We start from the raw sequence: 20,474 nt of genomic DNA, 5'->3' as shown, positions 1-20,474 counted from the left end.
TGGTCAGCCGCTGGCTGACAGGCGCTGGTCGCGCGGGCTCAGCCCTGTCCGCGCGACCACGTCGCCGGGTCGGCCGCGGTCTGCGCGCCGGTGGCCAGGTCCTTCACCTCGTGCGGCCGGCCGTCCTCGAACGGCGGGAACCACACGAACGGGATGCCCTTGCGGGAGGCGTAGCGGACCTGCTTGGCCACCTTGTCCTCCTGGTGGTACAGCTCCACGTTGAAGCCGTTGGCGCGCAACGCCTTCGCCGTCTCGGTGGCGGTCCGGCGGCGGTTCGGCGGCAGGACGACGAGGACGTCGGCTGGCGTGCTCGGGCCCGTCTCGAGCAGGCCGGCGGACAGCACCTTGGCGAAGATGCGGGAGAACCCGATCGACATGCCGACGCCGGGCAGCCTGCGCCGGATGAACGACCCGGCCAGGTTCTCGTACCGACCGCCGGAGCAGATCGAGCCGTACTCCGGCCAGTCCACGAACTTCCCCTCGTAGACGGTGCCGGTGTAGTAGTCCAGGCCGCGGGCGATGGAGAAGTCGGCCACCACCTCGGGCAGGTCGGACAGCTCGCGCAGGACGAAGTCCAGCTCTTCGAGCCCTTCGTCCAGCAGCGCCGACCGCACGCCCAACGCGCGCACGTCGTCGACACCACCGCCGCGGAGTCCCGCGAGGTCGAGGACGGACTTGGTCTGGGCCGGGTCGAGTCGGTCGGCCAGCAGGGACGCCACGCCGTCGGGACCGATCTTGTCGATCTTGTCCACGGCCCTGATCACGTCGAGCGGCTCCTCGATGCCCAGGCCTTCGTAGAAGCCCTGCAACACCTTGCGGTTGTTGACGTTGATGGTCCACGGCGGCAGGCCGAGCGAGGTCAGCACCTCGTGCACGATGCGCGGCAGCTCGGCGTCGAAGTGGATCGGCACCTCGTCGACGTTGATCACGTCGACGTCGCACTGGGTGAACTCGCGGAACCGCCCGTCCTGCGGCCGTTCGCCGCGCCAGGCGCGCTGGATCTGGTAGCGCTTGAAGGGGAAGACGAGCTCGTTGAAGTGCTGCGCCGTGTACCGGGCGAACGGCACGGTGAGGTCGAAGCGCAGGCCGAGTTGCCCGTCGTCCGAGCCCTGGACCCGGCCGAGCGTGTAGACCTCTTTGGACGTCTCGCCCTTGGCCATGAGCACTTCGAGGCGTTCCGCGGCGGGCGTCTCGACGGAGCAGAAGCCGTAGCGCTCGAAGGCGGCGCGGATCCCGTCCAGCCAGCGCAGCTCGACCAGGCGCACGTGCGGCAGCCACTCCGGGAAGCCGCTGACGGGCGCCGGTCGCACTACGGGCTGGTCGCTCATGCCGGGAAGTCCACCGGAATCCGGGCGGACGCGCCAACCGCTTTTCCGATCGGGTGTACGCGCCCGGAGCCCGGCTCGGCACGGGGCCCTCCCGCGGCGGTTGACCGCATTAGGTTTGTAATGCAAACTCGATTGCATCAGCGAGGAGTTGGGGGACGTGCGGTGGCCGGTGACCCGAAGGACCTGCTCGACGAGTTGACGGCGTTGCGGCGGCGCGCCCGCCGTGACCGGCACGGGTACTGGTTCCCGTTCCTGCTGTTCGGGGCGATCGTCGCGGCGGCGATCCCGCTGTACCTGCCCGAGCGGTGCGTGTCCGCCTGTTCCTGGTCGATGAACGAGCTGCCGGCGTTGTGGCACTGGCTGCACCCGACCGGGCAGGCGACCGGGCTCGCGTTCGGCAACCACCCGTCGCTGGGTAAGGACTTCTACTGGATGGGCGCGCTGACCGCCGGGTTCCTGGCGACGGTCTGGTGGTACCGGTGGCGGGCCGGGAAGGTCGGGGTGGAGACCTCGACGCGCCTCTACGCCCAGGTGACCTTGTTCGTGCTGGTCCTCCCGCTGCTGGGCGTGCCGCTCGTCACCCGGCTGATCTTCTCCTCATGGGGTTGGCCGGTCGCGCTCACGGTCCTGGTCGTCGGGGTCGTGGTGGCGACGCTGCTCGCGAAGCGGAAGCTGCGGACCGCGATCGTGATCCTGTCGCTGGTCCTGGTCGCCCACCTGGTGATGGTCTTCCCGTACGGCCCGTTGCTCGTGGTGGCGGTGGGGGTGCTCGGGCTGGCGTGGGTGGAGCGCAGTGCGCTGTGCACGTCGTTCGCCGTGCTGTTCGCGGTCTGGGCGCTGTTCGTGAACGGGTGGGTGACGTGGGTCTACGGCACGCTGCTGTGGCCGGTCGCGGTGCTGGACTTCGGTGATCTGCTGTCGTCGGCCCTGGTCCTCGTGCTCGGCGGGGTCGGCGGCCTCGTCGCCCGTCGGGCGCGGGGCAGGATCGCGGCATGACCGAACACCCCACGTCGGGCCTGGACGACACCGTCCACCAACGGCACCGGTTGGGCGTCCTGACGATCGCGGCCGAGGTCAAGAGGGTCGAGTTCGGCTACCTCAGGTCCGTCCTGGACCTCACCGCGGGCAACCTGTCCCGGCACGTCACGGTGCTCGAAGAGGCCGGTCTGCTGGCGGTCGAGAAGGGCTACGACGGCAAGCGCCCGAAGACGTGGGTGAGCGTCACCGCCGCGGGCCGCGAGGCGCTCGCCGCGGAGATGGCGGTGCTGCGGGCCCTGCTGGAGCGGCACGACCAGGCGTGACGGCGCGGGATCGTCCGGGAAGGGGCGGCAGGGTGTGGCCCGGGCGGGGTTGCCGGGGGGTGTGGAGGCGGTTCGGGGTGGGCGGGCCCGCGATGTCGCGGACCGGGGGGTGGGCGATCACCCGGCGGCGTTGCGCCGGGTGATCGCCCACGCGGCTAACCCTGGCGCACGTTCCAGTGGGGCAGCGGCGCGATCGCCGTCATGATGTCGTCGACGGCGGCGCCCAGCTTGGCGTACTTCTCGGTGTAGAGCACCGGGAAGACGCCGGGCCGGTTGGCGGGACGGTAGGTGTCGACGTAGTCGGTGCCCAGGTTGCTGAACGCGACCACGATGTAGTTGCGCCGCGTGTTGCCGGGCAGGGACTTCACGATGCCCGCGTCGCTGCCGGTCGTGTCGACCCAGCCGGTCTTGTGGCCGAACGTCACCTCGGCGACCGCGTCGCACGGCCGGACGTCGCTGTCGTACACGGCGTCGCCGACCTTCATCGTGCCGTCGGGCTGGACCCAGCGCGGCGGGGTCAGCTGCGCGATGCCCTGCACCGGGTAGTCGCGCCCGCAGTGGTTCGTGGTGGACAGCATCTCGTTGTGGCCCTGGTTGCCCAGCGACTTGATGAACTGCACGCGGGACGCCTCGGTGAGCTCGTTGCGCGTGACGAGCCTGCCCGCGTCGGTCGTCCACAGCACGCCGGAGCCGCCGTTGACCAGCAGGAGCAGCTTCGCGGTGTCGATGCTGCTCATGTTCGACCCGATCCAGCGGCCGCCGTTCTCCGGGTTGGTGCCGGTGACCATCAGCGTCGGCATGCCGAGCTCGACGAACGTGCGGTTGACCTCGTCCCACGCGCCGAGGTCGTGGATCATCTTGATCAACGCGCAGGTGGACTCGTTCTGCGACTTGGTGATCATCTCGTCGAAGTGCTGCCGGATCACCTTGCTGGACGCGGCGCCGCACACCGGGTGCTGCGTCACCGGCCGGTAGTCGTAGACCGCGTCGAGGTCGACCCGGCCCCGGTCGGCCAGCCGGAGCACGCCGAAGCCGACCATGAGCTTGAGCACCGACGCCGGGTACGGCGAGGAGAAGTCGATGGGCGCGTTCTCCCGCCCCGCGAGCACGTCACGGGTACCCCGGCCGCCGTTGACGTCCCACTCGGTGTCGTCCCACCAGCGGTAGCGCACCTTGTCGGCGGAGATCGTCCGCTCGTTGAGCGGCACCACGATCCCGTTCGGGTACTGCGGGCTGAGCAGGACGTCGGCCATCGCGATCGGGCGGCCGAGGCGGTCGAGCTCGATCACCGCGAGGTCCATGTTCGGCGTCTGGTGCAGCGGCCGGGCCGCGGCGGCGTCGAGCCGGGCCGTCGACGCCTCCTCGGCCGACAGCGGGTCGTACTTCTCCGGCGCCCCCGCCTTCGACGACGCCCCCGCCTGCTCGGGCGGGGTCAGGTCGAGCACGTCCTTGAAGTCCTGCGCGACCACGGCCTGCCGCAGCGACTCGGCCAGCAGGGCGTTGACGTCACCGCCCGCGGTCGCGGTCGTCGCCGTGGCCAATGCGCTGACCAGCACCGTCGCCGCCGTGAAGGCGGTGGCGGTGAGCAGTCTGCGTCGGAAGGATCTCATCGCACTCCCCCGTGAAGTCATCCATCTGCGCCGCCGACGGTAGTGCATTCGCCGCCGGCGCCGATCGGACATCCACCGGAAGCGGCTAGCGGAACGCGGTCAGGAATTGGTCGCGAAAGGTGTCCATGGGGCGCACGGGCGCTTGAGGACCGGGGTCCAGGCCGTCGGTCCAACCCCAGGCGTCGGTGCGGGCGAGCACGGCCCGGTCGCGGGTCACGACGGTGATCGGCACGTCCCGACCCGCGTCCGGGCCGGTGACGAACGGCGCGGGCTGGTGGTCGCCGAGGAAGACGAGCACGAGGTCGTCGTCGCCGTAGGTCTCGACGTAGGACACCAGGGTGTTGATCGAGTACTCGACCGTGCGCGAGTAGTCGGACCGCACGAGCGCCGGGTCGCGACCGAACATGTCCTCCGCGGGGGCCTCGCCGGAGGTCATGGAGTGGAACACCGAGCCGTCGCCGACGTTGTGCCAGCCGACCGGCGTCGGCGCGGGCGACCACGGCGCGTGGCTGGACAGCAGGGGGATCGCCGCCATCACGGGCGCGTGCTCGTCGGCGCGCTCGAACTGCTGGAACTTCGACATCGTGAACTCGTCGGGCGCGGTGGCGTAGCCGAAGCGCGGGCCGCGGTAGTCGAGGTCGTCGAACGCGTAGATCCGGTCGTAGTCGAAGAACCCGCCTTCCGGCCACGCCTTCGTGATGCCCGGCATGACGCCGACCGAACGCCAGCCCGCGCGCCGGAACGCGCCGCCGAGCGTGAGCCGGTCGCTCGCCAGGAGCGTGCGGTAGCGCTGCTGGTTGTCGATCCACAGCCCGGACAGCAGGGTGGCCTGGGCGAGCCAGCTGCCGCCGCCCGCGGTCGGCGAGGCGAGATAGGCGCTGCGGGAGGCGTACCCGGCGTCGGAGAGTCGGCGTGCGCCCGAGTCGAGCACCGGGGTGACGTGCGGCGCGATGTCCGGGTGCTCGACGGCGGAACGCCCGTAGCTCTCGACGAACGCCACGACGACGTCCTTGCCGCGCAACGAGGTCAGCATCTCCCCGGCCGCCGTGGCGGCGAACGGGTCCACCGCCGACTCCGCGGCGAACCGGCCGCGGTCGCGCAGTCCGGCGTGCACCCGCCGTGCCTGGTCGTAGACGAACTCCGCCGTGCTGTGGGACGCGACCGGGCCGACGGGTGCGGGTTGGAGGCCGGCGAGCGTGATCCACACGACGGTGAGGACGGCGACGACGCGGGCGGCGGCGATCCGGTGGCGGACCACGACTCCGCTCAGCCGCACCGCGGACCGTGCCGCCAGGAACACCACCCCCGCCGCCAGGAGGACGGCGAGGACGACGACCGCCACCGCCGCGAACCGCCCCGCCGTGACGTCCACGTAGTCCACCGCGGGCTCCAGCAGCGGCCAGTCGAGCACCAGGTCGAACGGCCGGTGCAGCACCGCGTCGAACCCGACGTCCAGCGCCTTCAGCACGAGGAGCAGGCCGAGCAGGGCCCCGCCCACCGGCGCCGCGACGCGTCGCGCCCGTTCCGGCAGCACCAGCACCAGCACCACGCCGAGCAGCGCCTCCACCGGGAGGCGGAGGAACGCGGCCGGTGCCAGCGAGTCGGCGTCGCCGGGCATCAGCAGCGCGAGCAGGACGAGCGCGGCGGCCGAGGCGGTGACCGCCGTGCGGCGACCGCGGCGGTCCGCGGTGTCCTCGGTCATGCGGTCCTCTCTGCTCTCCTTGCCCGGTACAACGCGCGCCGACCCCTGGCCGGTTCACCGATGAGCCATTCCGCCACGACGATGTTGATCGCCCAGCCGAGGCCCAGCAGCAGCGTCCTGGTCAAGCCGGTGGCCGGGCCGACGAGCAGGACCCAGGCGATGGTGACGAGCGCCTGCGTGCCCGCGCCCTGGGCGATCGCGTAGGCGCGGATCATCCACGCGCGGTGCCGGACGACGTCCCGCCGCAGGATCGCCCGGAGGCCGAGGACCAGGGCCAGGGCCGTGGCGGAGCCCGTCACCAGCCGGAAGGCGGCGAGGAGGTGGCCGTCCCCTTCGGGGAAGGGGTAGAACAACGTCATCCACAGGCCGGTGAGGGCCATCAGCAGGCCGGCCGGGACGAGCACCCGGCCGAGGGCGCGGTGCCCGGCCCGGTGCCGGCGGCGCAACCCCGGCGCGAACTGGAAGGCGCCCCCTAGGCAGTACAGGACGGCACCGACGATGTGCAGCACCACCGGCGCCGGCGCGGCGAAGAACCGCGCGTTCTCCGGGGTGACCTCGCCGCCGGCCAGGTCGGTGAGGCGCAGCGCGCCGCCGGCCATCGGGATGAGCGTGAGCGCGATCAAGGCGGTGGGCACGAGCCAGTCGGCCCTGCGGGAGGAGGTCACGGCGGAGGCCCTTCGTCGGTCCGGTCGCCCGGTCTCGGTGTGATCCGAGTCTGGTGACGGGCGACGTGGCGGACATCGGGAGAAGGGCCGGAGCCGGGCAGTACTCCCGGGCAGGTGCGACTAGTACTTTCGGCCGGCGGCGCGGGGGCGTGGCGGCGGGTTCGCTCCGGCAGGCGGGTTCGGTCGGACAGGTCGGTCGGGTCAGGCCGGGCCGGGTCGGGTCAGGTCGACCGGGGGCGGCCGGTGAGGCGGTTCGTCTCGTAGGCCCACATGGCGATCTCGACCCGGTTGCGGGCGGCCAGCTTGGTCATCAGGCTCGCGATGTGCGTCTTGACCGTGCTCAGGGTGATGTGCAGCTCGTCGGCGATCTCGCGGTTCGTCCGCCCGCGTGCCACGGTGAGCAGGACCTGCTCCTCGCGGTCCGTGAGCGGTTCCAGGGGTTGGGCGGGCGCGACCGGTTCGACGGCGGCGAAGGTCTTGAGCAGCCGGGCGGTGATGCTCGGCGCGATCAGCGCGTCGCCCTCGGCGGCGGCGTGGACGGCCTGGGCGAGCAGCGCGGGACCGGCGTCCTTGAGCAGGAAGCCGACGGCGCCCGCCCGGAGCGCGGCGAAGACGTACTCGTCGAGGTCGAACGTGGTGATGACGACGACGGCGAGCGGGTCGGCCACGTCCGGTCCGGCCAGCAGCCGGGTGGCCTCGATCCCGTCGAGACCGGGCATGCGGATGTCGAACAGGCACACGTCCGGGCGCAGGCGTCGGGCGAGTTCCACGGCCCGTCGCCCGTCGGCCGCCGCGCCGACGACCTCGATGCCCGGTTGGGCGTCGAGGATCATCGCGAGCCCGGTGCGGACGATCTCCTGGTCGTCGGCCACGACCACGCGGACGGTCACGCGCCCGTTCCCGTCCGGGGCACGGTGGCGGTCACGGTCCAGCCCCGGTCGCGGTCGGGACCGGCGGTGCAGGTGCCGCCGAGCAGGTCGACGCGCTCGGCCATGCCGATGAGCCCGTACCCCGGCTCGGCGGAGGCGCCGGCGGAGGCGTCGCCGTCGTCGCTCACGCGCAGCCGCACCGACGTGTCGTCGGCGTCGACGCGCACCTCGATGCGGGTGGCGTGCCGGGCGTGCCGCCGCGCGTTGGTGACCGCTTCCTGGGCCAGGCGGTAGACCGCGGCGTCGACCGACGGGTGGACGCCGTCCAGGTCGCCCGCGAGCCCCACCTCGACCGACGGGCCGGTGCGGGACGACGTCGCGAGCTGCCCGAGGTCGGCGATGCGCGGGCTGGGCGCCAGGTCGACGGGTTCGTCGCGCCGCAGGACGCGGACCATCGCGCGCATCTCGGCGAGGGCGCGCGAGGCCTCGGCCTCGATCAGGCGCAGCGCGTCGGTCGCGGCGTCCGGCTGCGTCACGGCGGTCGCGAGGCCCGCCTGGGCGCGGATCGCGATCGCCGACACGTGGTGGGCGACCGTGTCGTGCAGGTCGCGGGCCAGCCGTTCGCGTTCCACCAGCTTGACCTGGTCGAGTTCACGCGCCCGCAGGCGGCCCCGGTAGCGCGTGGCGACGCCGAGGGCGGTCGCCGTGAACATCACGGTGAGCCCGCCGATCGCGTCCAAGAGAGCGAGGTGGCGCAGCGCTATGGACACGCACACGCCTCCGAGCACGATGGCCAGGCCGACGACCGCCTCGCGCCCGGAACCCCACCTGACCACCGAGTACACCAGGATCAGCACGAACGCCGTCGTGTAGGGCTCGACGCGCTCGCCGGTGAGGAGCGGGACCAGGCCCGTGGCGGCCATGGCGATGACGAGCACCAGCAGCGGTCGGGTCCGGCGCCACAGCAGGGTGGGCACCAGTCCGATCACCACGACGGCCCACAGGCCGCGCCACGGCAGGTCCGTCCGCAGGGCCATCTCCAGCGCCGCCGCCGGCACGAGCACGCCCACGAGCGCCCAGTCACGCCACACCCGCCGCGGCGGGTGGAGAGGGCGGGGTTCAGCCCACGTCGAGCGGAGGACGGCGTGCACGGGCCGATCGTACGAGAGCGAGGCGCGCGCCGGATCGGCCTGAAGTACGAGACGACGTCGGTACGGTGGGGCGCGTGACCCGTCCGTACGTCCTGCTCAGCGTGGCCGTCAGCGTGGACGGCTACATCGACGACCGCAGCGCGCAACGGTTCCCGCTGTCCAACGCCGAGGACTTCGACCACGTGGACCAGGTGCGCGCGGAGTCCGGCGCGATCATGGTCGGCGCGGCCACGATCCGCTGCGACAACCCGCGCCTGCTGGTCAACGGCGCGCACCGCCGGGCAGCCCGGGTGGCCAGGGGACGTCCCGAGCACCCGATGAAGGTGACCGTGACCGGCAGCGGCGACCTCGACCCGGCGCTCAAGTTCTGGCACCACGGCGGCGACAAGCTCGTCTACACCGCCGATTCCGGCCGCGACCGGGCCGTCGAGGCCGTGGGCGACCTGGCGGAGGTCGTGTCGCTGGGACCGGAGGTCGACTTCGGGGCGTTGCTGGACGACCTCGGCGCACGCGGCGTCGACCGGCTCATGGTGGAGGGCGGCGCCACCATCCACACTGCGTTCCTGTCCGCCGGGCTGGCCGACGAGATCCGGATGGCGGTCGCGCCGATGCTGATCGGGCAGGCCGCCGCACCGCGGTTCGTCAACCCGGCCGAGTTCCCCGGCGGCCCAGCGCGCCGCTTCCACCTGGCGGACGTGGACAAGCTCGGCGACGTCGCCGTGCTGCGCTACTTCCCGAAGGCCTGAAGGACGGTGGCACGGCGGCCGAGCGCCACCACGGCCGCCAGCCCGAGCAGCACGGCGGGCAGCACCGCGCCGTCGGGGTCGCCCAGGATGACCAGCTCCGTGGCGACCGCGCCGGCCATCACGCCGACCAGGCCCGCCGCGGCGAGCCCGCACAGCCTCGGCACCAGCAGGCCGAGCGCGCCGGCGAGCTCCAGCACCCCGGTCACGTACCGCAGCCACTGGCCGAAGCCGATCTTGTCGAACTTGCCGACGAAGTCGTCGCCGAGCAGCGACACACCGCTGTAGGCGAAGTACGCGGCCAGCAGCACCTGCAACGCCCAGAGGGCGATGTTCGCGACGCTGATCTTCGTTCGGGCTGCGTCAGCCATGGCTGACTCCTTCCACCGATGCGGGGGCATTGCGCCACAACCAGGCGATGTCACGGCCGAACGACCAGACGAGCGAGGCCAGCGCGAGTCCGACGAGGACGTCCGGGTATGGCAGCTGGCCGGACGCGGCCACGACCAGCGCGATCCCCTGCACGGCCGCCACGACCTTGCGCGCGTAGCTCGGCGGCAGCGGGTCCCGCAGCCAGGCCAGGCCCCAGGACGCCACGACGAACGCGTACCGCAGCGCGCCGATCACCATGACCCACGGCCCCAGGGTGAGCGCCACGTGCACGCTCAGCACCAGGATCAGGAACGCGTCGACCTCCATGTCGAACCGCGCGCCCATCGCCGACGCCGTGCCCGTGCGCCGCGCCACCTGCCCGTCCACGAAGTCCAGCGCCAGCGCGACGGCGGCGACCGCGACCAGCAGCGCCGGGTAGTGCCCGCCGTCGGCCACCAGCGCCGTGACGCCACCCACCAGCAGCCCCCTGGCCACCGTGACCCGGTCGGCCGGCCCCAGCGCCCCGCGCGACGACCGCTGCACCGCGCCGCTGAGCAACGCCTGGTTCGCCACCGCGTACGCGAGGCCCGCGAGCCACCCGAGCACGCCCAACCCGACCGTGCCCTCCAGCACGCCGAGCAGGACCACCTGGCCGCCCGCCCAGGCGACCGGCTCGGTGCTGGGCTGCCCCTGCCGGGCCGTGCTGTGGTGAAGTGTCGTCATCGTGCCCCTCGTGGCGGTGGCCCCGTTGTCCGGAGGTTGTACAGATGACACGCTCTGCGAGGGCACTCTGGTTCACCTCGTCGGGAAAAACCGAGATCCGGGACGTGTCGCTGCCCGAGCCCGGACCCGACGACGTGCTGGTGCGCACGCTGTACTCGGGGATCAGCCGGGGCACGGAGAGCCTGGTCCTGCGCGGTGGCGTGCCGGAGAGCCAGCACGACGTGATGCGGGCGCCGTTCCAGGAGGGCGAGTTCCCGTGGCCGGTGAAGTACGGCTACCTCAACGTCGGCGTGGTGGAACGGGGACCGCTGCTCGGCCGCACGGTGTTCTGCCTCTATCCACACCAGACGCACTACGTGGTGCCCGCCGACGCCGTGACGCCCGTGCCGGACCCGGTGCCCGCCGCGCGTGCGGTGCTGGCCGGGACGGTGGAGACGGCGGTGAACGCGCTGTGGGACGCCCGGCCGTTGATCGGCGACCGGATCGCGGTCGTCGGCGGCGGGATGGTGGGGTGCGCCGTGGCCGCCGTGCTGGCCCGGTTCCCGGGCGTGCGGCTGCAACTGGTGGACGCCGACCCGGACCGCGCGTCGGTGGCCGCTGCGCTGGGGGTCGACTTCGCGTCGCCCGAAGAGGCGTCGGGGCACTGCGACCTGGTCGTGCACGCGAGCGCGTCCGAGGAGGGGCTGGCCCGGTCGTTGGCGCTGCTCGCGCCGGAAGGGCAGGTGGTGGAGCTGAGCTGGTACGGCGACCGGCGGGTGTCGGTGCCGCTCGGCGAGTTCTTCCACTCGCGCCGGCTGCGGGTGCGCGGCAGCCAGGTCGGCGTGGTGGCGCGGCCGGACCGCACGTACGCCGAGCGGATGGCGCTGGCGCTGGACCTGCTCGCCGATCCCGTGTTCGACGCGCTGATCAGCGGTGAGAGCCGGTTCGACGACCTGCCGTCCGTGCTGGCGGGTGGCGCTTTGCCGCCCCTGTGCCACCGCGTTGACTACCGTGCCGGGCATGTACCTGCCTGACACCACCGAAGACGTGCGTGCGCGTGCGGCGACCGTGGCGGTGCTGCCGGTCGGCAGCCACGAGCAGCACGGCCCGTACCTGCCGCTGGCCACGGACACGGTGGTCGCCTGCACGATCGCGCGGGCGATCGCCGACGCGCACCCGGTGCAGCTGCTGCCGCCGATCACGATCTCGTGCTCGCAGGAGCACGCGGCGTGGCCGGGCACGGTGAGCATCTCGGCGCGGACGCTGTACGCGGTGGTGCGTGACGTGGCGGAGTCGTTGCGGCGCTCGGGCGTGCCGAACCTGGTGCTGGTCAGCGGGCACGGCGGGAACTACGTGCTGTCGAACGTGGTGCAGGAGTCGGAGGGGATGGCGTTGTTCCCCGGCAGCGGCGACTGGGCCGCGGCACGCGACGCCGCCGGGGTCGAGACGTCGTCGCGCAGCGACATGCACGCGGGTGAGCTGGAGACGTCCATCCTCCTGCACGCCCACCCGGAACTGGTCAGACCCGGGTACGAGACGAGCGACCACCTGGCCGACGACCGGCCGCACATGCTCACGCTGGGGCTCGCGCCGTACACGTCGTCGGGGGTGATCGGGCGGCCGTCGCTGGCCTCAGCCGACAAGGGCCGGGACGTGCTCGCGGCGCTGGTCGAGTCGTTCGGGGCGTACCTGTCGGTGTTCTGAGCCTGGTATCCCCGACCGGGGTATCAGGGCGAGGATGCCGGGGAGGCTGCCGATCAGCGCGAGCACGCCGTAGACGACGCCGGTCGTGACACCTTGCGCGGCGCCGAGCCCGGCCACCCCGAACGCCACCGCCAGGAACGCCTCCCGCGGGCCGAAGCCGCCGACGTTCAGCGGGATGGCCATGACCAGCAGGGCGAGCACGATCAGCGGGAGGAGGCGGGTGGTCGGTGCCGAGGCGCCGGCGGCCCTGGCCGCCACCGCGAACAGCGCCACGTGCCCGGCCAACGTCACCACCGAGAGCAGGGCGACCTTGGGCAGGACCGCGCGGTTCAGCAGGCCGGTGCGGGCGTCGGCCCAGGTGGTCCGTGCTGCTCGGCGGACTCTCGCCGAGAGGCCGGCGAGGGTGACGAGGGCGAGGGCGGTCAGCAGGCCGAGGACCGGTACGTCGACGGGAAGGGATTCGGTGAGCAGGACGGTGACGCCGAGGGCGACCAGCACGGCCTGTCCGGCGGCGCGCTCGAACACGACCGCCCGGACGCCGCGCCCGACGTCGCCTGCCCGCCGCCCGTGGCTCACGGCCCGGTGGACGTCGCCGAGGACGCCGGCGGGGAGGACGGCGTTGAGGAAGAGGCCGCGGTAGTAGTCGGACACGGCGGTGCGGAGGGTGAGCGGCAGGCCGAGGCGGCGGGCGATGAGACACCACCGCCAGGCGCTGGTCACGGTGGTCAGCAGCCCGATGCCCAACGCCGCCGCGACCGCCCCGCCGTCGACCGCGCGCAGGCCGTCCAGGAACGCGTCGGCGCCGAGCCGGCGGCCCAGGGCCACCAGGATGGCGACCGCGATCAGGAGCCGCAGCCAGGGCCACAGCCGCTTCACCACGGGCCGGGCAAGTGCGTTGGGCAGGGCGAGCGAAGGCCGGGCAAGTGGGTTGGGTCGGGCAAGTGCGTTGGGCCCGGTGAGCGCGTTGGGCGGCTCGACCGTCCCGGTCATCGGGGCACCGCCAAGGGATCCGTGCGGTCCACCACCGCGGATCGAGGCACCGCCAGGAGGTCCGTGTGGTGCACCACCACGCGTCGGCTGTGGTCGAGCTTGCGCCGCAGGTAGTCGGGCGCGTCGGCGGCCAGCCCCGGTTCCTGCTCCACCGCCGCCCCCGCCCACCCGCGCAGCCACTCCCCCACCAGTGCGGCCTGCTCCGGCCCCAGCCGCCACGGGCTCGGGCTCGTCGTCACCTCCGCGCCCCGCCGTTCGAACGCCTCCACCGTGACGGCGACGGCATCCGGCCCCAGCAGCCGACGCCCGTCGACCACCCGCCGCTGGTGCGCGTTGAACGCCGCTTCGAAGTCCCCGTCCAGCGACTCGGCCGGCTCGAACTCCACCCGACCCGCCACCGACAGCGTGAACAGCGCCGGGCACCCCGCCTCCACGCACGCGCCGGCCAGGGCGTCCACCTCCTCGGCGGTCAGCAGGTCCAGCAGCGCCGACGCGGTGACCAGCGACGTCCCGGCGACGTCCGCACCGGTCAGCCCGGTCAGGTCGCCCTCGTGCGTCTCGATCGTCACCCCGCTCACGGTCGCCGCCGCGATGCTGAGCAGCCGGGGGTCGCGGTCGTGCAGCACCCAGTGCTGCGGACCACCCAACCGGCCGGCGAGCCACCGTCCCAACGATCCCGTTCCACACCCGAGATCACGCACCACGAGGGGGTCCCGGTTCAGATCGATCTTCAGGAGCCGGTCGACCAGGTCCACCGCGCGGGCCTCCGCGTCGGCCTTCTCGCGCAGTGACAGCCATTCCGGTGCGAAGGTGCTCATGGCCGCAGACTAGCCAGCACCTCGGCCAGCCGAGCGGCCGTTTCGTCCCATGTGGACAGCTCACGCCGACGTGCCGCCGCACGACCGCGCAGGTCGCGCCGCCAGTCCTCATCGGTCAGCCACCGCCGCAGGGCTTCGGAGAACGCCGCCACGTCACCCGCCGGCAGCAGCACGCCCCCGGAGCCGAGCGCGTCCGGCACGGAGCTGGCCACCACCGGCAGACCCCGGGCCAACGCCTCGGTCACCACCATCCCGTACGTCTCGGCCAACGACGCCAGCACGAACAGGTCCGCCGTCGCGTACGCGTCGTCGAGCGCCGCACCGCTGAGAGGACCGCGCAGTTCGACCCGCGAAGCCAGCCCGTGCCGGTCGACCAGCTCGCGCACCGGCGACCGCTCCGGCCCGACGAACGCGCAGGTCCACGGCAGATCGGCCACCGAAGCCAGCGCGCGCACCAGCACCTCGTGCCCCTTGCGGGGAGTGAGCGAGGCGACGCAGAGCAACCGGGACACGCCGTCGGTGCCGGCGGCCAGTGGCGCGGGGTCCGTGCCGGGCACGACGACGTGGACCCGGGCCAACCCGTGGTGCGACGTGAGCCGCCGCGCCGCCGACGGGCTGGTGGCCACGACGGCGTGCGCGGCCCGGAGGACCTCCCGCTCGGCGGTGTCGAGCCGGGCGGCCAGGGCCGGCGGCAGGCCCGTCTCGTCGGCCAGCGGCAGGTGCACCAGGACCACCAGCCGCAACCGGTCGGCGTGCGGCACGACGACCTCCGGCACACCGCACGCCACCAGCCCGTCGAGCACGACGACCGAGCCGTCCCCGATCCCGCTCAACGCCTGGCTCAACGCCGAGCGGGCGGCCGTTCCGGGCTGAGGCCACGAGCCGGGCACCACGATCTCGCGCACCGAGGGGAGGCTGTCGAGCACCCGCCGGTCGTAGACGTTGCCGCCGCTCGGTGACGCCGGGTCGTCCACGCCGCCGGGCAGGACGAAGTGGACCGTCACAGCGGGCGTTCGTAGCTCGCCCACGCGACGTGCGACTCGTGCAGCGAGACCTCGATGCCGGACAGCCCCCGCGCGCCCTCGCCGAGCGAACCGGCGTGCACGGCCTCCGCCAGCTCGTCCGCGATGTGCTTGGCCAGGAACTCGGTCGACGTGTTGACCCCGGCGAACTCCGGCACGTCGTCCAGGTTGCGGTAGTTGAGCTCACCGAGGACGGCGCGCAGCCGCTCCGTCGCGAGTCCGATGTCGACCACGATGTTGTCGGCGTCGAGCTCTTCCCGCTTGAACCTCGCGTCCACCACGAACGTCGCCCCGTGCAGCCGTTGGGCGGGACCGAAGACCTCGCCGCGGAAGCTGTGGGCGACCATCACGTGATCACGAACGGTGATGCTGAACAGGGTGACCTCCGCCGAGTGAGCGAGCTACGGTGCAAGTACCGGTCGAGCGTAGTGATCTCCTCGCCGGTGTCGGGTTCGGGTGACGAGGGAGCCGGATGCGCGAAGAAGCCTTCAACGACGAGGACCTGGCGGAGTCGGACCTGGTCACGCGACGCGGCACGTTCCGCGCGGTGGCGTTCCGGGTCGACGGGCACGAGCACATGGCGCTCGTCTACGGCCGCACGGCGCTGCGCGAGAACGTGCTGGTGCGCGTGCACTCCGAGTGCATGACCGGCGACCTCTTCGGCGCGATGCGCTGCGAGTGCGGCGACCAGCTCGACGCGGCGCTGGACCGGATCGTGGCCGAGGGCAGCGGCATCCTGATCTACCTGCGCGGTCACGAGGGGCGCGGCATCGGCCTGGTGGCGAAGGTGCGCACGCACGTGCTGCAGGACGAGCAGGGCCTGGACACGCTCGACTCGGCGACCACGCTCGGGCTCCCCGTCGACGTCCGGGACTACTCACCGGCCGCGCGCGTGCTGAAGCACCTGCGCGTCACGTCCGTGCGGTTGATGTCGAACAACCCGGACAAGATCGAGTCGTTGGAGGCCAACGGCATCGAGGTCGCGGACCGCGTGCCGCACCTGATGCGGCCCAACCCGCACAACATCGGCTACCTGACCGCGAAGCGCGACCGGCTGGGCCACGACCTGCCGCAGGTGGACCAGCCGGCGGGCTACGAATATCCCACGGCCCGGTAACCCGGGACCTCCTGAACTGTGCACGGTGTGTGTGCGGGGCGTGTGGTGACGCGTGCGAGGCTATGCGACGCCGACGCCCCGTGCGTCATTTACCCGCCGTTCCCCAAAACGGAGGACGGTGCCGCGACGCGCATTTCCGGTGAGCCGCGGCTCGCTCGGCGCACACATTCCGCAATTCAGGCAATTCAGGAAGAGAAAAGAACTCATGAGCCAGCAGACCTCCTATCCGCCAGTGCCGCCGCCGATCCCCCAGCCGCCTCGCAACGGCTTGGGCACGGCGGGGTTCGTCCTCGGCCTGGTGGGTCTGGTGTTCTCGCCCATCCCGTTCATCGGCGTGGTCGCCTGGCCGCTCGTGACCCTGGGTCTCATCTTCTCGGCCGTCGGACTGGCCAGGGTGAACAAGGGACGTGCCACCAACAAGGGCCTGTCCATCACCGGCATCGCGGTGTCGGTGATCGGCCTGGCGGTCTGCATCGTGTGGGTGTTCGTGTTCAACTCCGCGGTCAACGAGATCCAGGAGGAGGTCAACCGGGTCGCCAAGGTCGACTACGAGGTCACCGGTGACGCGGCGAACGTGGAGATCCTCTACGGCGAGGTGCTCGACCCGAAGACCGAGACGGCCGCGACCCTGCCGTGGACCACGCAGACGGAGAACCAGGGCGTTTACAAGGGCGGCACGCTCACGGCGACGGCGGACGAGAACGGCGGCACGGTGAGCTGCAAGATCACGGTCGACGGCGAGGTCGTGTCGACGAACACGGCGACCGGTCCGTTCGCCACGGCGTCGTGCATGGGCACCTGATCGTGGTGACGCGCACGTCGTGAGGTGATGTGGAGCGAGGTGACGTGATCGAGGGCCCGGTGGGATGTTCTCCGCCGGGCCCTCGGTCTTGGTCGGACGATCGTGTGGCGGGCTTGCTTGGTCGGACGAACGTGTGGCCGGCTTGCTGGTCAGGCAACCGTGTGGTGGTGCCCACGAGTCAGAGGATCGCGTTGCGGTCCTCGCGGTCGGCCTGCTCCACGCCGTACACCCGCACGAGCTCGGGCAGCCGGTAGAGGGGCTGGCCGCCGGCGTTCAGGCCACCCGGTGTGAGCAGGCTCGACCGCACCAACTCCTCGACCACCCCGTCGGCGTCCGGCACGCCCAGCACGGCGGCGACCACGCTCTCGGCGACGTCCACGGGCCCGAGCAGCGCCAGTCGGCGGAGTCCGGCGCGGGCCGGCGGCGCCAAGGCCGCGTAGCTGCTCGCGACCGCCGGCCGCACCTGGAGACCGCCGACGGCCAGCTCGTCCAAGCGGCCGCGTTCGTCGGCCAACCGGTCGGCGAGCGACCGCACGCTCAGGTGCCGCCGGGCGGCCAGGCGGGTCGCGGCGATCCGCACGGCCAGCGGCACGCCGCCGCACAGCGCCACTACTTCGTCGGCGGCGGCACGTTCCAGTTCGACGCGTTCACGGCCCGCGATCCGGCCCAGCAGCGCGCGAGCCTCGTCCACGCCGAACGGCGGGACGGCCAGCGACGTCGAGCCGGCCAGGCCGTCCAGCCTGCCGCGGCCGGTGACGAGCACGGCGCAGCCTGCGGTTCCGGGCAGCAGGGCGCGGACCTGGGCGGCGGACGCGGCGTCGTCCAGCACGACCAGCACCCGCCGGTCGGCGAGGCACGCGCGGACGGCCCCCGCCCGGTCCTCCAGGTCCTCCGGGATCGGCGCGCCGTTGCGCCACAACGCCCGCAGCAGGCTGCCCAGCACGTCACGGGCCTGCTTGGGGTTCGGCGTCGTGCCCGCGAGGTCCGCGAACAGCTGTCCGTCCGGGAACTCGGCCCGCAGCCGGTGCGCCACCCTGATCGCCAACGCGGTCTTGCCGACGCCCGGCTCGCCGGTGAGCACGACGACCGGCACGGAGGCGGCGTTCGCCCGCAGCGCCGCGACGACCTGCTCCAGCTCACCGCCGCGGCCGGCGAAGTCGGCGGTGTCCGGGGGGAGCTGGCACAGCGGGAACGCGGGCTCGACCGGCTCGGCGGCCGGCTCCGGCACGTCGCCGCGGAGGATCTCCTGGTGCAGCCGCCGCAGCGCCGGGCTCGGCTCCAGGCCGAGCGCGTCGACCATCGCGTCACGGGCCGTCCGGTACACGGCCAGCGCGTCGGCCTGCCTGCCGGCGCCGCACAAGGCGATCATGAGCTGGCGGCACAGCCGCTCCCGCGTCGGGTGCTCGGCCACCGCCGCCTCCAGCTCGCCGACCACCTCGACGTGGCGCCCGGCGGCGAGTTCGGCTTCGAACCGGTCCTCGAGGACGAGCAGCCGCGTGGTCTCGCCGTGCGAGATCTCCGGTTCCAGCGCCGAGACGTCGAGGTCGGCCACGGGGCGGTCCCGCCACAGCGCCAGCGCGCTGCGGTAGAGGTCGGCGGCGAGGGCGTGCTCGCCACGGCGTGCGGCGAGCCGTGCGGCGTCGACCTTCGCCCGGAACACGAGCAGGTCGAGGTCGCCCGGCCCGACGCGTAAGAGGTACTGGCCGTCGACGTGGTCGATCCGCAGACCGGGCAGCCGTTCGCGCAGCCGTGACACGTAGGTGTGCAGGTTGGAGAGATACGACTTGGGCGGGTCGCCGTCCCATATCGCGTCAACGAGGTGGTTGACGGAAACCGGTTTGCCCGCGTGCATCAGCAGAACAGCGAGAAGGGTCCGCAGACGTCGGCCACGAATCTGTACGTGCGCACCATCCGATCCGGACACGGTAAGCGGCCCGAGCACTCCGAACTTCACCGAGCCACTGTAGGAGAAAATCTGTCACAAAGTAACCGCGCCAACAATGTAGTTGGGATTATTTCACCTTATCGCGAGTTCACCTCGCGAGTCGGCCGACGTGTTGAGCGCCGTGTCGGGAATCACGTGAGTTCTTTCGGCCGAAGATCTGTCGAAAGGCAGACGCGCGGGCGCGCGGGCGGCGAGCACGCTGGGCGCATGAGAAAGACGATCAAGGGCATGGCGGCGGCCGTGGGTCTGATCGGCGCGCTCACCGTCGCGCCGGGTGCGGCCCAGGCGGTGGGTGATGCGCGGTCACAGGTGTCGTGGGTCGACTGCGGGGACGGGTTGCAGTGCGGTGAGGTCGCCGTGCCCGCGGACTGGGACGAGCCGGGCGGCGCGCGGGTGACGCTGGGTGTCGCCCGGCTGCCCGCCCGGGACCCCGCCACGAAGAAGGGCGTGCTGCTGGTCAACCTCGGTGGGCCCGCGCAGCAGATCTCGACGCTGCGCGTCGCCAAGGGCGCGTTCGAGGACCTGACGCGGTGGTTCGACGTCGTGGTCTCCGACCCGCGCGGTTTCGAGGCGAGTGCCGGGATCACCTGCCCGTACCCGGCGCCGCTGCCCGAGAACCTGGAGTGGGCGTCACCGAACCAGGCCACGTACGAGCGGTACTGGGAGGCGAACCGCCGGTTCGGCGTCGACTGCGGGCGGGTGGCCGCCGGGCCGCTGGCGGGTCGGCTGGACTCCCGGCAGGTCGCGCACGACATGGACGCGATCCGGGTGGCGTTGGGGCAGCCGAGGCTGAACTACTACGGCAACTCCTACGGCACGGTCTACGCCCAGGCGTACGCGCGGTTCTTCCCGGGGCGGTTCGGCCGGGTGTACCTGGACAGCGTGCTGGACCACACCACCCGGTCCTGGACCGAGTGGCTGTTGCCGCGGGCGCAAACCATGGAGCGCAACATGGTGCGGTTCGCCGAGTGGTGCGCCGGGGAGGCAGGCTGCGCGCTGCACGGGCGTGACGTGCTCCACGTCTGGGACGAGCTGCTCGCCCGGGCGGCGCGGGAACCGATCCCCGCCGGCGACACGACCGTGACCGCGTCGAGGATCGCGTCGAGGACCAATCCCGGATTCGAGGCGGACTGGCCCGAGTTGGCGCGGGCCGTCGCCGAGGCGCACGCGGGCGATGCCACCCGGTTCGCCGAGCAGCCCGCCGGCGCGCTCGACCCCGACCTGTCCCGGATCGCGTTCTGCGCCGACTTCCCGTACCCGGACGACTACCGGGTGCTCAAGTCGTGGGAAGCGGGGTTGCGGCAGGTCACGCCCCACATCGGGTGGGTCGCGACGTGGCCGATGGCCTACCACTGCGCCGGACTGCCGGACACCGGGACCTACCGGCCGCACCGGCTGCGGGTCTCCGGGTCGGCGCCGATCCTGGTGGCCAGTGGTGAGTACGACAACGCGACACCGCCCCGGGACGCGCAGCGGGTGGTGGCGCAGTGGGAGAACGCGCGGTACCTGCCGGTGAAGGGCGGGCACGCCTTGTACCTGAGCGGGCACCCGTGCGTCCGGGAGCACGTCCACCGCTACCTGACGACGGGTGCGTTGCCACCCGGAGGAACGGCCTGCGGCGCCGCGTAGACCA

The 20,474-nt window shown here is 72.6% G+C and carries 21 protein-coding genes; 8 read left to right on the top strand and 13 right to left on the bottom strand.

Annotated elements, in window-relative coordinates; genetic code table 11:
• Nucleotides 1–38: 38 nt before the first annotated feature.
• Complete coding sequence (gene hisS, locus AB0I91_RS14645; protein WP_499637134.1) at nucleotides 39–1,328, bottom strand: histidine--tRNA ligase; 1,290 nt, start codon at nucleotides 1,326–1,328, stop codon at nucleotides 39–41.
• A 162-nt stretch (nucleotides 1,329–1,490) separates the two neighbouring features.
• On the opposite strand from hisS, the gene AB0I91_RS14640 reads away from it, so the two are divergent.
• Together AB0I91_RS14640 and AB0I91_RS14635 are read left to right on the top strand one after the other, a co-directional pair.
• The gene (locus AB0I91_RS14640; protein ID WP_499611881.1) at nucleotides 1,491–2,324 is read left to right on the top strand and encodes a hypothetical protein; all 834 of its coding nucleotides are present in this window, start codon (nucleotides 1,491–1,493) and stop codon (nucleotides 2,322–2,324) included.
• Nucleotides 2,321–2,629 carry a transcriptional regulator gene (locus AB0I91_RS14635; RefSeq protein WP_498779896.1) on the top strand — a complete coding sequence of 103 codons (309 nt, stop codon included), beginning with the start codon at nucleotides 2,321–2,323 and terminating at the stop codon, nucleotides 2,627–2,629. Before AB0I91_RS14640 ends, AB0I91_RS14635 begins: the two co-directional genes overlap by 4 nt.
• 155 nt (nucleotides 2,630–2,784) lie before the next feature.
• Here AB0I91_RS14635 and AB0I91_RS14630 read toward each other — a convergent pair whose 3' ends face one another.
• The 5 genes from AB0I91_RS14630 to AB0I91_RS14610 all read right to left on the bottom strand — a co-directional run bounded on the left by AB0I91_RS14630 (nucleotide 2,785) and on the right by AB0I91_RS14610 (nucleotide 8,626).
• The gene (locus AB0I91_RS14630) at nucleotides 2,785–4,239 is read right to left on the bottom strand and encodes a serine hydrolase (protein WP_499637132.1); all 1,455 of its coding nucleotides are present in this window, start codon (nucleotides 4,237–4,239) and stop codon (nucleotides 2,785–2,787) included.
• 85 nt (nucleotides 4,240–4,324) lie between these two features.
• Entirely contained in the window at nucleotides 4,325–5,941 is a 1,617-nt protein-coding gene (locus tag AB0I91_RS14625) for a sulfatase-like hydrolase/transferase (protein ID WP_499637130.1), read from the bottom strand.
• Nucleotides 5,938–6,606 (bottom strand): DUF2306 domain-containing protein, encoded by a 669-nt coding sequence (locus tag AB0I91_RS14620; protein WP_499637128.1) that lies wholly within the window; start codon nucleotides 6,604–6,606, stop codon nucleotides 5,938–5,940. Before AB0I91_RS14620 ends, AB0I91_RS14625 begins: the two co-directional genes overlap by 4 nt.
• 221 nt (nucleotides 6,607–6,827) lie before the next feature.
• A complete protein-coding gene (locus AB0I91_RS14615) occupies nucleotides 6,828–7,496 on the bottom strand; it encodes a response regulator (RefSeq protein ID WP_498786732.1) in 669 nt (222 codons plus the stop codon).
• Entirely contained in the window at nucleotides 7,493–8,626 is a 1,134-nt protein-coding gene (locus AB0I91_RS14610; RefSeq protein WP_498786731.1) for a sensor histidine kinase, read from the bottom strand. The genes AB0I91_RS14615 and AB0I91_RS14610 overlap by 4 nt, the downstream gene beginning before the upstream one ends.
• Nucleotides 8,627–8,700: 74 nt before the next feature.
• On the opposite strand from AB0I91_RS14610, the gene AB0I91_RS14605 reads away from it, so the two are divergent.
• Nucleotides 8,701–9,372: a RibD family protein gene (locus tag AB0I91_RS14605; protein WP_498786730.1), complete on the top strand. Its 672-nt coding sequence runs from the start codon at nucleotides 8,701–8,703 to the stop codon at nucleotides 9,370–9,372.
• Here the strand turns inward: AB0I91_RS14605 and AB0I91_RS14600 are convergent.
• Nucleotides 9,354–9,740, bottom strand: coding sequence for a DoxX family protein (locus tag AB0I91_RS14600; RefSeq protein ID WP_498786729.1), 387 nt, complete (start codon nucleotides 9,738–9,740; stop codon nucleotides 9,354–9,356). The two genes, AB0I91_RS14605 and AB0I91_RS14600, sit on opposite strands and share 19 nt — an antisense overlap.
• On the bottom strand, nucleotides 9,733–10,464 hold the full coding sequence (locus tag AB0I91_RS14595; RefSeq protein WP_499637126.1) for a CDP-alcohol phosphatidyltransferase family protein: 732 nt from the start codon (nucleotides 10,462–10,464) through the stop codon (nucleotides 9,733–9,735). Before AB0I91_RS14595 ends, AB0I91_RS14600 begins: the two co-directional genes overlap by 8 nt.
• 44 nt (nucleotides 10,465–10,508) lie before the next feature.
• Here AB0I91_RS14595 and AB0I91_RS14590 point away from each other — a divergent pair, with 44 nt between their 5' ends.
• A complete protein-coding gene (locus tag AB0I91_RS14590) occupies nucleotides 10,509–11,477 on the top strand; it encodes a zinc-dependent alcohol dehydrogenase (RefSeq protein WP_499637125.1) in 969 nt (322 codons plus the stop codon).
• Entirely contained in the window at nucleotides 11,464–12,147 is a 684-nt protein-coding gene (locus tag AB0I91_RS14585) for a creatininase family protein (RefSeq protein ID WP_498786726.1), read from the top strand. Before AB0I91_RS14590 ends, AB0I91_RS14585 begins: the two co-directional genes overlap by 14 nt.
• On the opposite strand, the gene AB0I91_RS14580 is transcribed toward AB0I91_RS14585, so the two are convergent.
• Genes AB0I91_RS14580 through AB0I91_RS14565 form a run of 4 tightly spaced genes read right to left on the bottom strand, consistent with a single transcriptional unit; the run spans nucleotide 12,076 to nucleotide 15,354 of the window.
• Nucleotides 12,076–13,137 (bottom strand): lysylphosphatidylglycerol synthase transmembrane domain-containing protein, encoded by a 1,062-nt coding sequence (locus tag AB0I91_RS14580; RefSeq protein ID WP_499637123.1) that lies wholly within the window; start codon nucleotides 13,135–13,137, stop codon nucleotides 12,076–12,078. The two genes, AB0I91_RS14585 and AB0I91_RS14580, sit on opposite strands and share 72 nt — an antisense overlap.
• On the bottom strand, nucleotides 13,134–13,955 hold the full coding sequence (locus tag AB0I91_RS14575; protein WP_499637122.1) for a class I SAM-dependent methyltransferase: 822 nt from the start codon (nucleotides 13,953–13,955) through the stop codon (nucleotides 13,134–13,136). The genes AB0I91_RS14580 and AB0I91_RS14575 overlap by 4 nt, the downstream gene beginning before the upstream one ends.
• On the bottom strand, nucleotides 13,952–14,959 hold the full coding sequence (locus AB0I91_RS14570) for a glycosyltransferase family 4 protein (protein WP_499617578.1): 1,008 nt from the start codon (nucleotides 14,957–14,959) through the stop codon (nucleotides 13,952–13,954). The genes AB0I91_RS14575 and AB0I91_RS14570 overlap by 4 nt, the downstream gene beginning before the upstream one ends.
• Nucleotides 14,956–15,354 (bottom strand): 6-pyruvoyl trahydropterin synthase family protein, encoded by a 399-nt coding sequence (locus tag AB0I91_RS14565; protein WP_498786737.1) that lies wholly within the window; start codon nucleotides 15,352–15,354, stop codon nucleotides 14,956–14,958. Before AB0I91_RS14565 ends, AB0I91_RS14570 begins: the two co-directional genes overlap by 4 nt.
• Before the next feature lie 95 nt (nucleotides 15,355–15,449).
• Here AB0I91_RS14565 and AB0I91_RS14560 point away from each other — a divergent pair, with 95 nt between their 5' ends.
• Both AB0I91_RS14560 and AB0I91_RS14555 read left to right on the top strand, forming a co-directional pair.
• Complete coding sequence (locus AB0I91_RS14560) at nucleotides 15,450–16,094, top strand: GTP cyclohydrolase II (protein ID WP_498786722.1); 645 nt, start codon at nucleotides 15,450–15,452, stop codon at nucleotides 16,092–16,094.
• Nucleotides 16,095–16,299: 205 nt separating this feature from the next.
• Nucleotides 16,300–16,896 carry an MmpS family transport accessory protein gene (locus tag AB0I91_RS14555; protein WP_499637121.1) on the top strand — a complete coding sequence of 199 codons (597 nt, stop codon included), beginning with the start codon at nucleotides 16,300–16,302 and terminating at the stop codon, nucleotides 16,894–16,896.
• Between the two features lie 178 nt (nucleotides 16,897–17,074).
• Here AB0I91_RS14555 and AB0I91_RS14550 read toward each other — a convergent pair whose 3' ends face one another.
• Nucleotides 17,075–18,820, bottom strand: a complete 1,746-nt coding sequence (locus AB0I91_RS14550) for an AfsR/SARP family transcriptional regulator (protein ID WP_499637260.1) — start codon at nucleotides 18,818–18,820, stop codon at nucleotides 17,075–17,077.
• A 228-nt stretch (nucleotides 18,821–19,048) separates the two neighbouring features.
• Between AB0I91_RS14550 and AB0I91_RS14545 the strand changes: the two genes are divergently transcribed.
• Nucleotides 19,049–20,470 carry an alpha/beta hydrolase gene (locus AB0I91_RS14545; RefSeq protein ID WP_499637120.1) on the top strand — a complete coding sequence of 474 codons (1,422 nt, stop codon included), beginning with the start codon at nucleotides 19,049–19,051 and terminating at the stop codon, nucleotides 20,468–20,470.
• Nucleotides 20,471–20,474 lie beyond the last annotated feature (4 nt).

The sequence above is a fragment of the Actinosynnema sp. NPDC049800 genome (assembly GCF_040656635.1).
GTDB lineage: Bacteria > Actinomycetota > Actinomycetes > Mycobacteriales > Pseudonocardiaceae > Actinosynnema.
Note: the sequence above shows the minus strand (reverse complement) of the source record. Positions and strands in the feature narration are given on the sequence as shown.

What these genes read in the sequence shown, in the direction of transcription:
- hisS (WP_499637134.1), bottom strand. Translation starts at nt 1,328, where the DNA reads ATGAGCGACCAGCCCGTAGTGCGACCGGCGCCCGTCAGCGGCTTCCCG.
- AB0I91_RS14635 (WP_498779896.1), top strand. Translation starts at nt 2,321, where the DNA reads ATGACCGAACACCCCACGTCGGGCCTGGACGACACCGTCCACCAACGG.
- AB0I91_RS14630 (WP_499637132.1), bottom strand. Translation starts at nt 4,239, where the DNA reads ATGAGATCCTTCCGACGCAGACTGCTCACCGCCACCGCCTTCACGGCG.
- AB0I91_RS14625 (WP_499637130.1), bottom strand. Translation starts at nt 5,941, where the DNA reads ATGACCGAGGACACCGCGGACCGCCGCGGTCGCCGCACGGCGGTCACC.
- AB0I91_RS14600 (WP_498786729.1), bottom strand. Translation starts at nt 9,740, where the DNA reads ATGGCTGACGCAGCCCGAACGAAGATCAGCGTCGCGAACATCGCCCTC.
- AB0I91_RS14595 (WP_499637126.1), bottom strand. Translation starts at nt 10,464, where the DNA reads ATGACGACACTTCACCACAGCACGGCCCGGCAGGGGCAGCCCAGCACC.
- AB0I91_RS14590 (WP_499637125.1), top strand. Translation starts at nt 10,509, where the DNA reads ATGACACGCTCTGCGAGGGCACTCTGGTTCACCTCGTCGGGAAAAACC.
- AB0I91_RS14585 (WP_498786726.1), top strand. Translation starts at nt 11,464, where the DNA reads ATGTACCTGCCTGACACCACCGAAGACGTGCGTGCGCGTGCGGCGACC.
- AB0I91_RS14580 (WP_499637123.1), bottom strand. Translation starts at nt 13,137, where the DNA reads ATGACCGGGACGGTCGAGCCGCCCAACGCGCTCACCGGGCCCAACGCA.
- AB0I91_RS14575 (WP_499637122.1), bottom strand. Translation starts at nt 13,955, where the DNA reads ATGAGCACCTTCGCACCGGAATGGCTGTCACTGCGCGAGAAGGCCGAC.
- AB0I91_RS14560 (WP_498786722.1), top strand. Translation starts at nt 15,450, where the DNA reads ATGCGCGAAGAAGCCTTCAACGACGAGGACCTGGCGGAGTCGGACCTG.
- AB0I91_RS14555 (WP_499637121.1), top strand. Translation starts at nt 16,300, where the DNA reads ATGAGCCAGCAGACCTCCTATCCGCCAGTGCCGCCGCCGATCCCCCAG.
- AB0I91_RS14545 (WP_499637120.1), top strand. Translation starts at nt 19,049, where the DNA reads ATGAGAAAGACGATCAAGGGCATGGCGGCGGCCGTGGGTCTGATCGGC.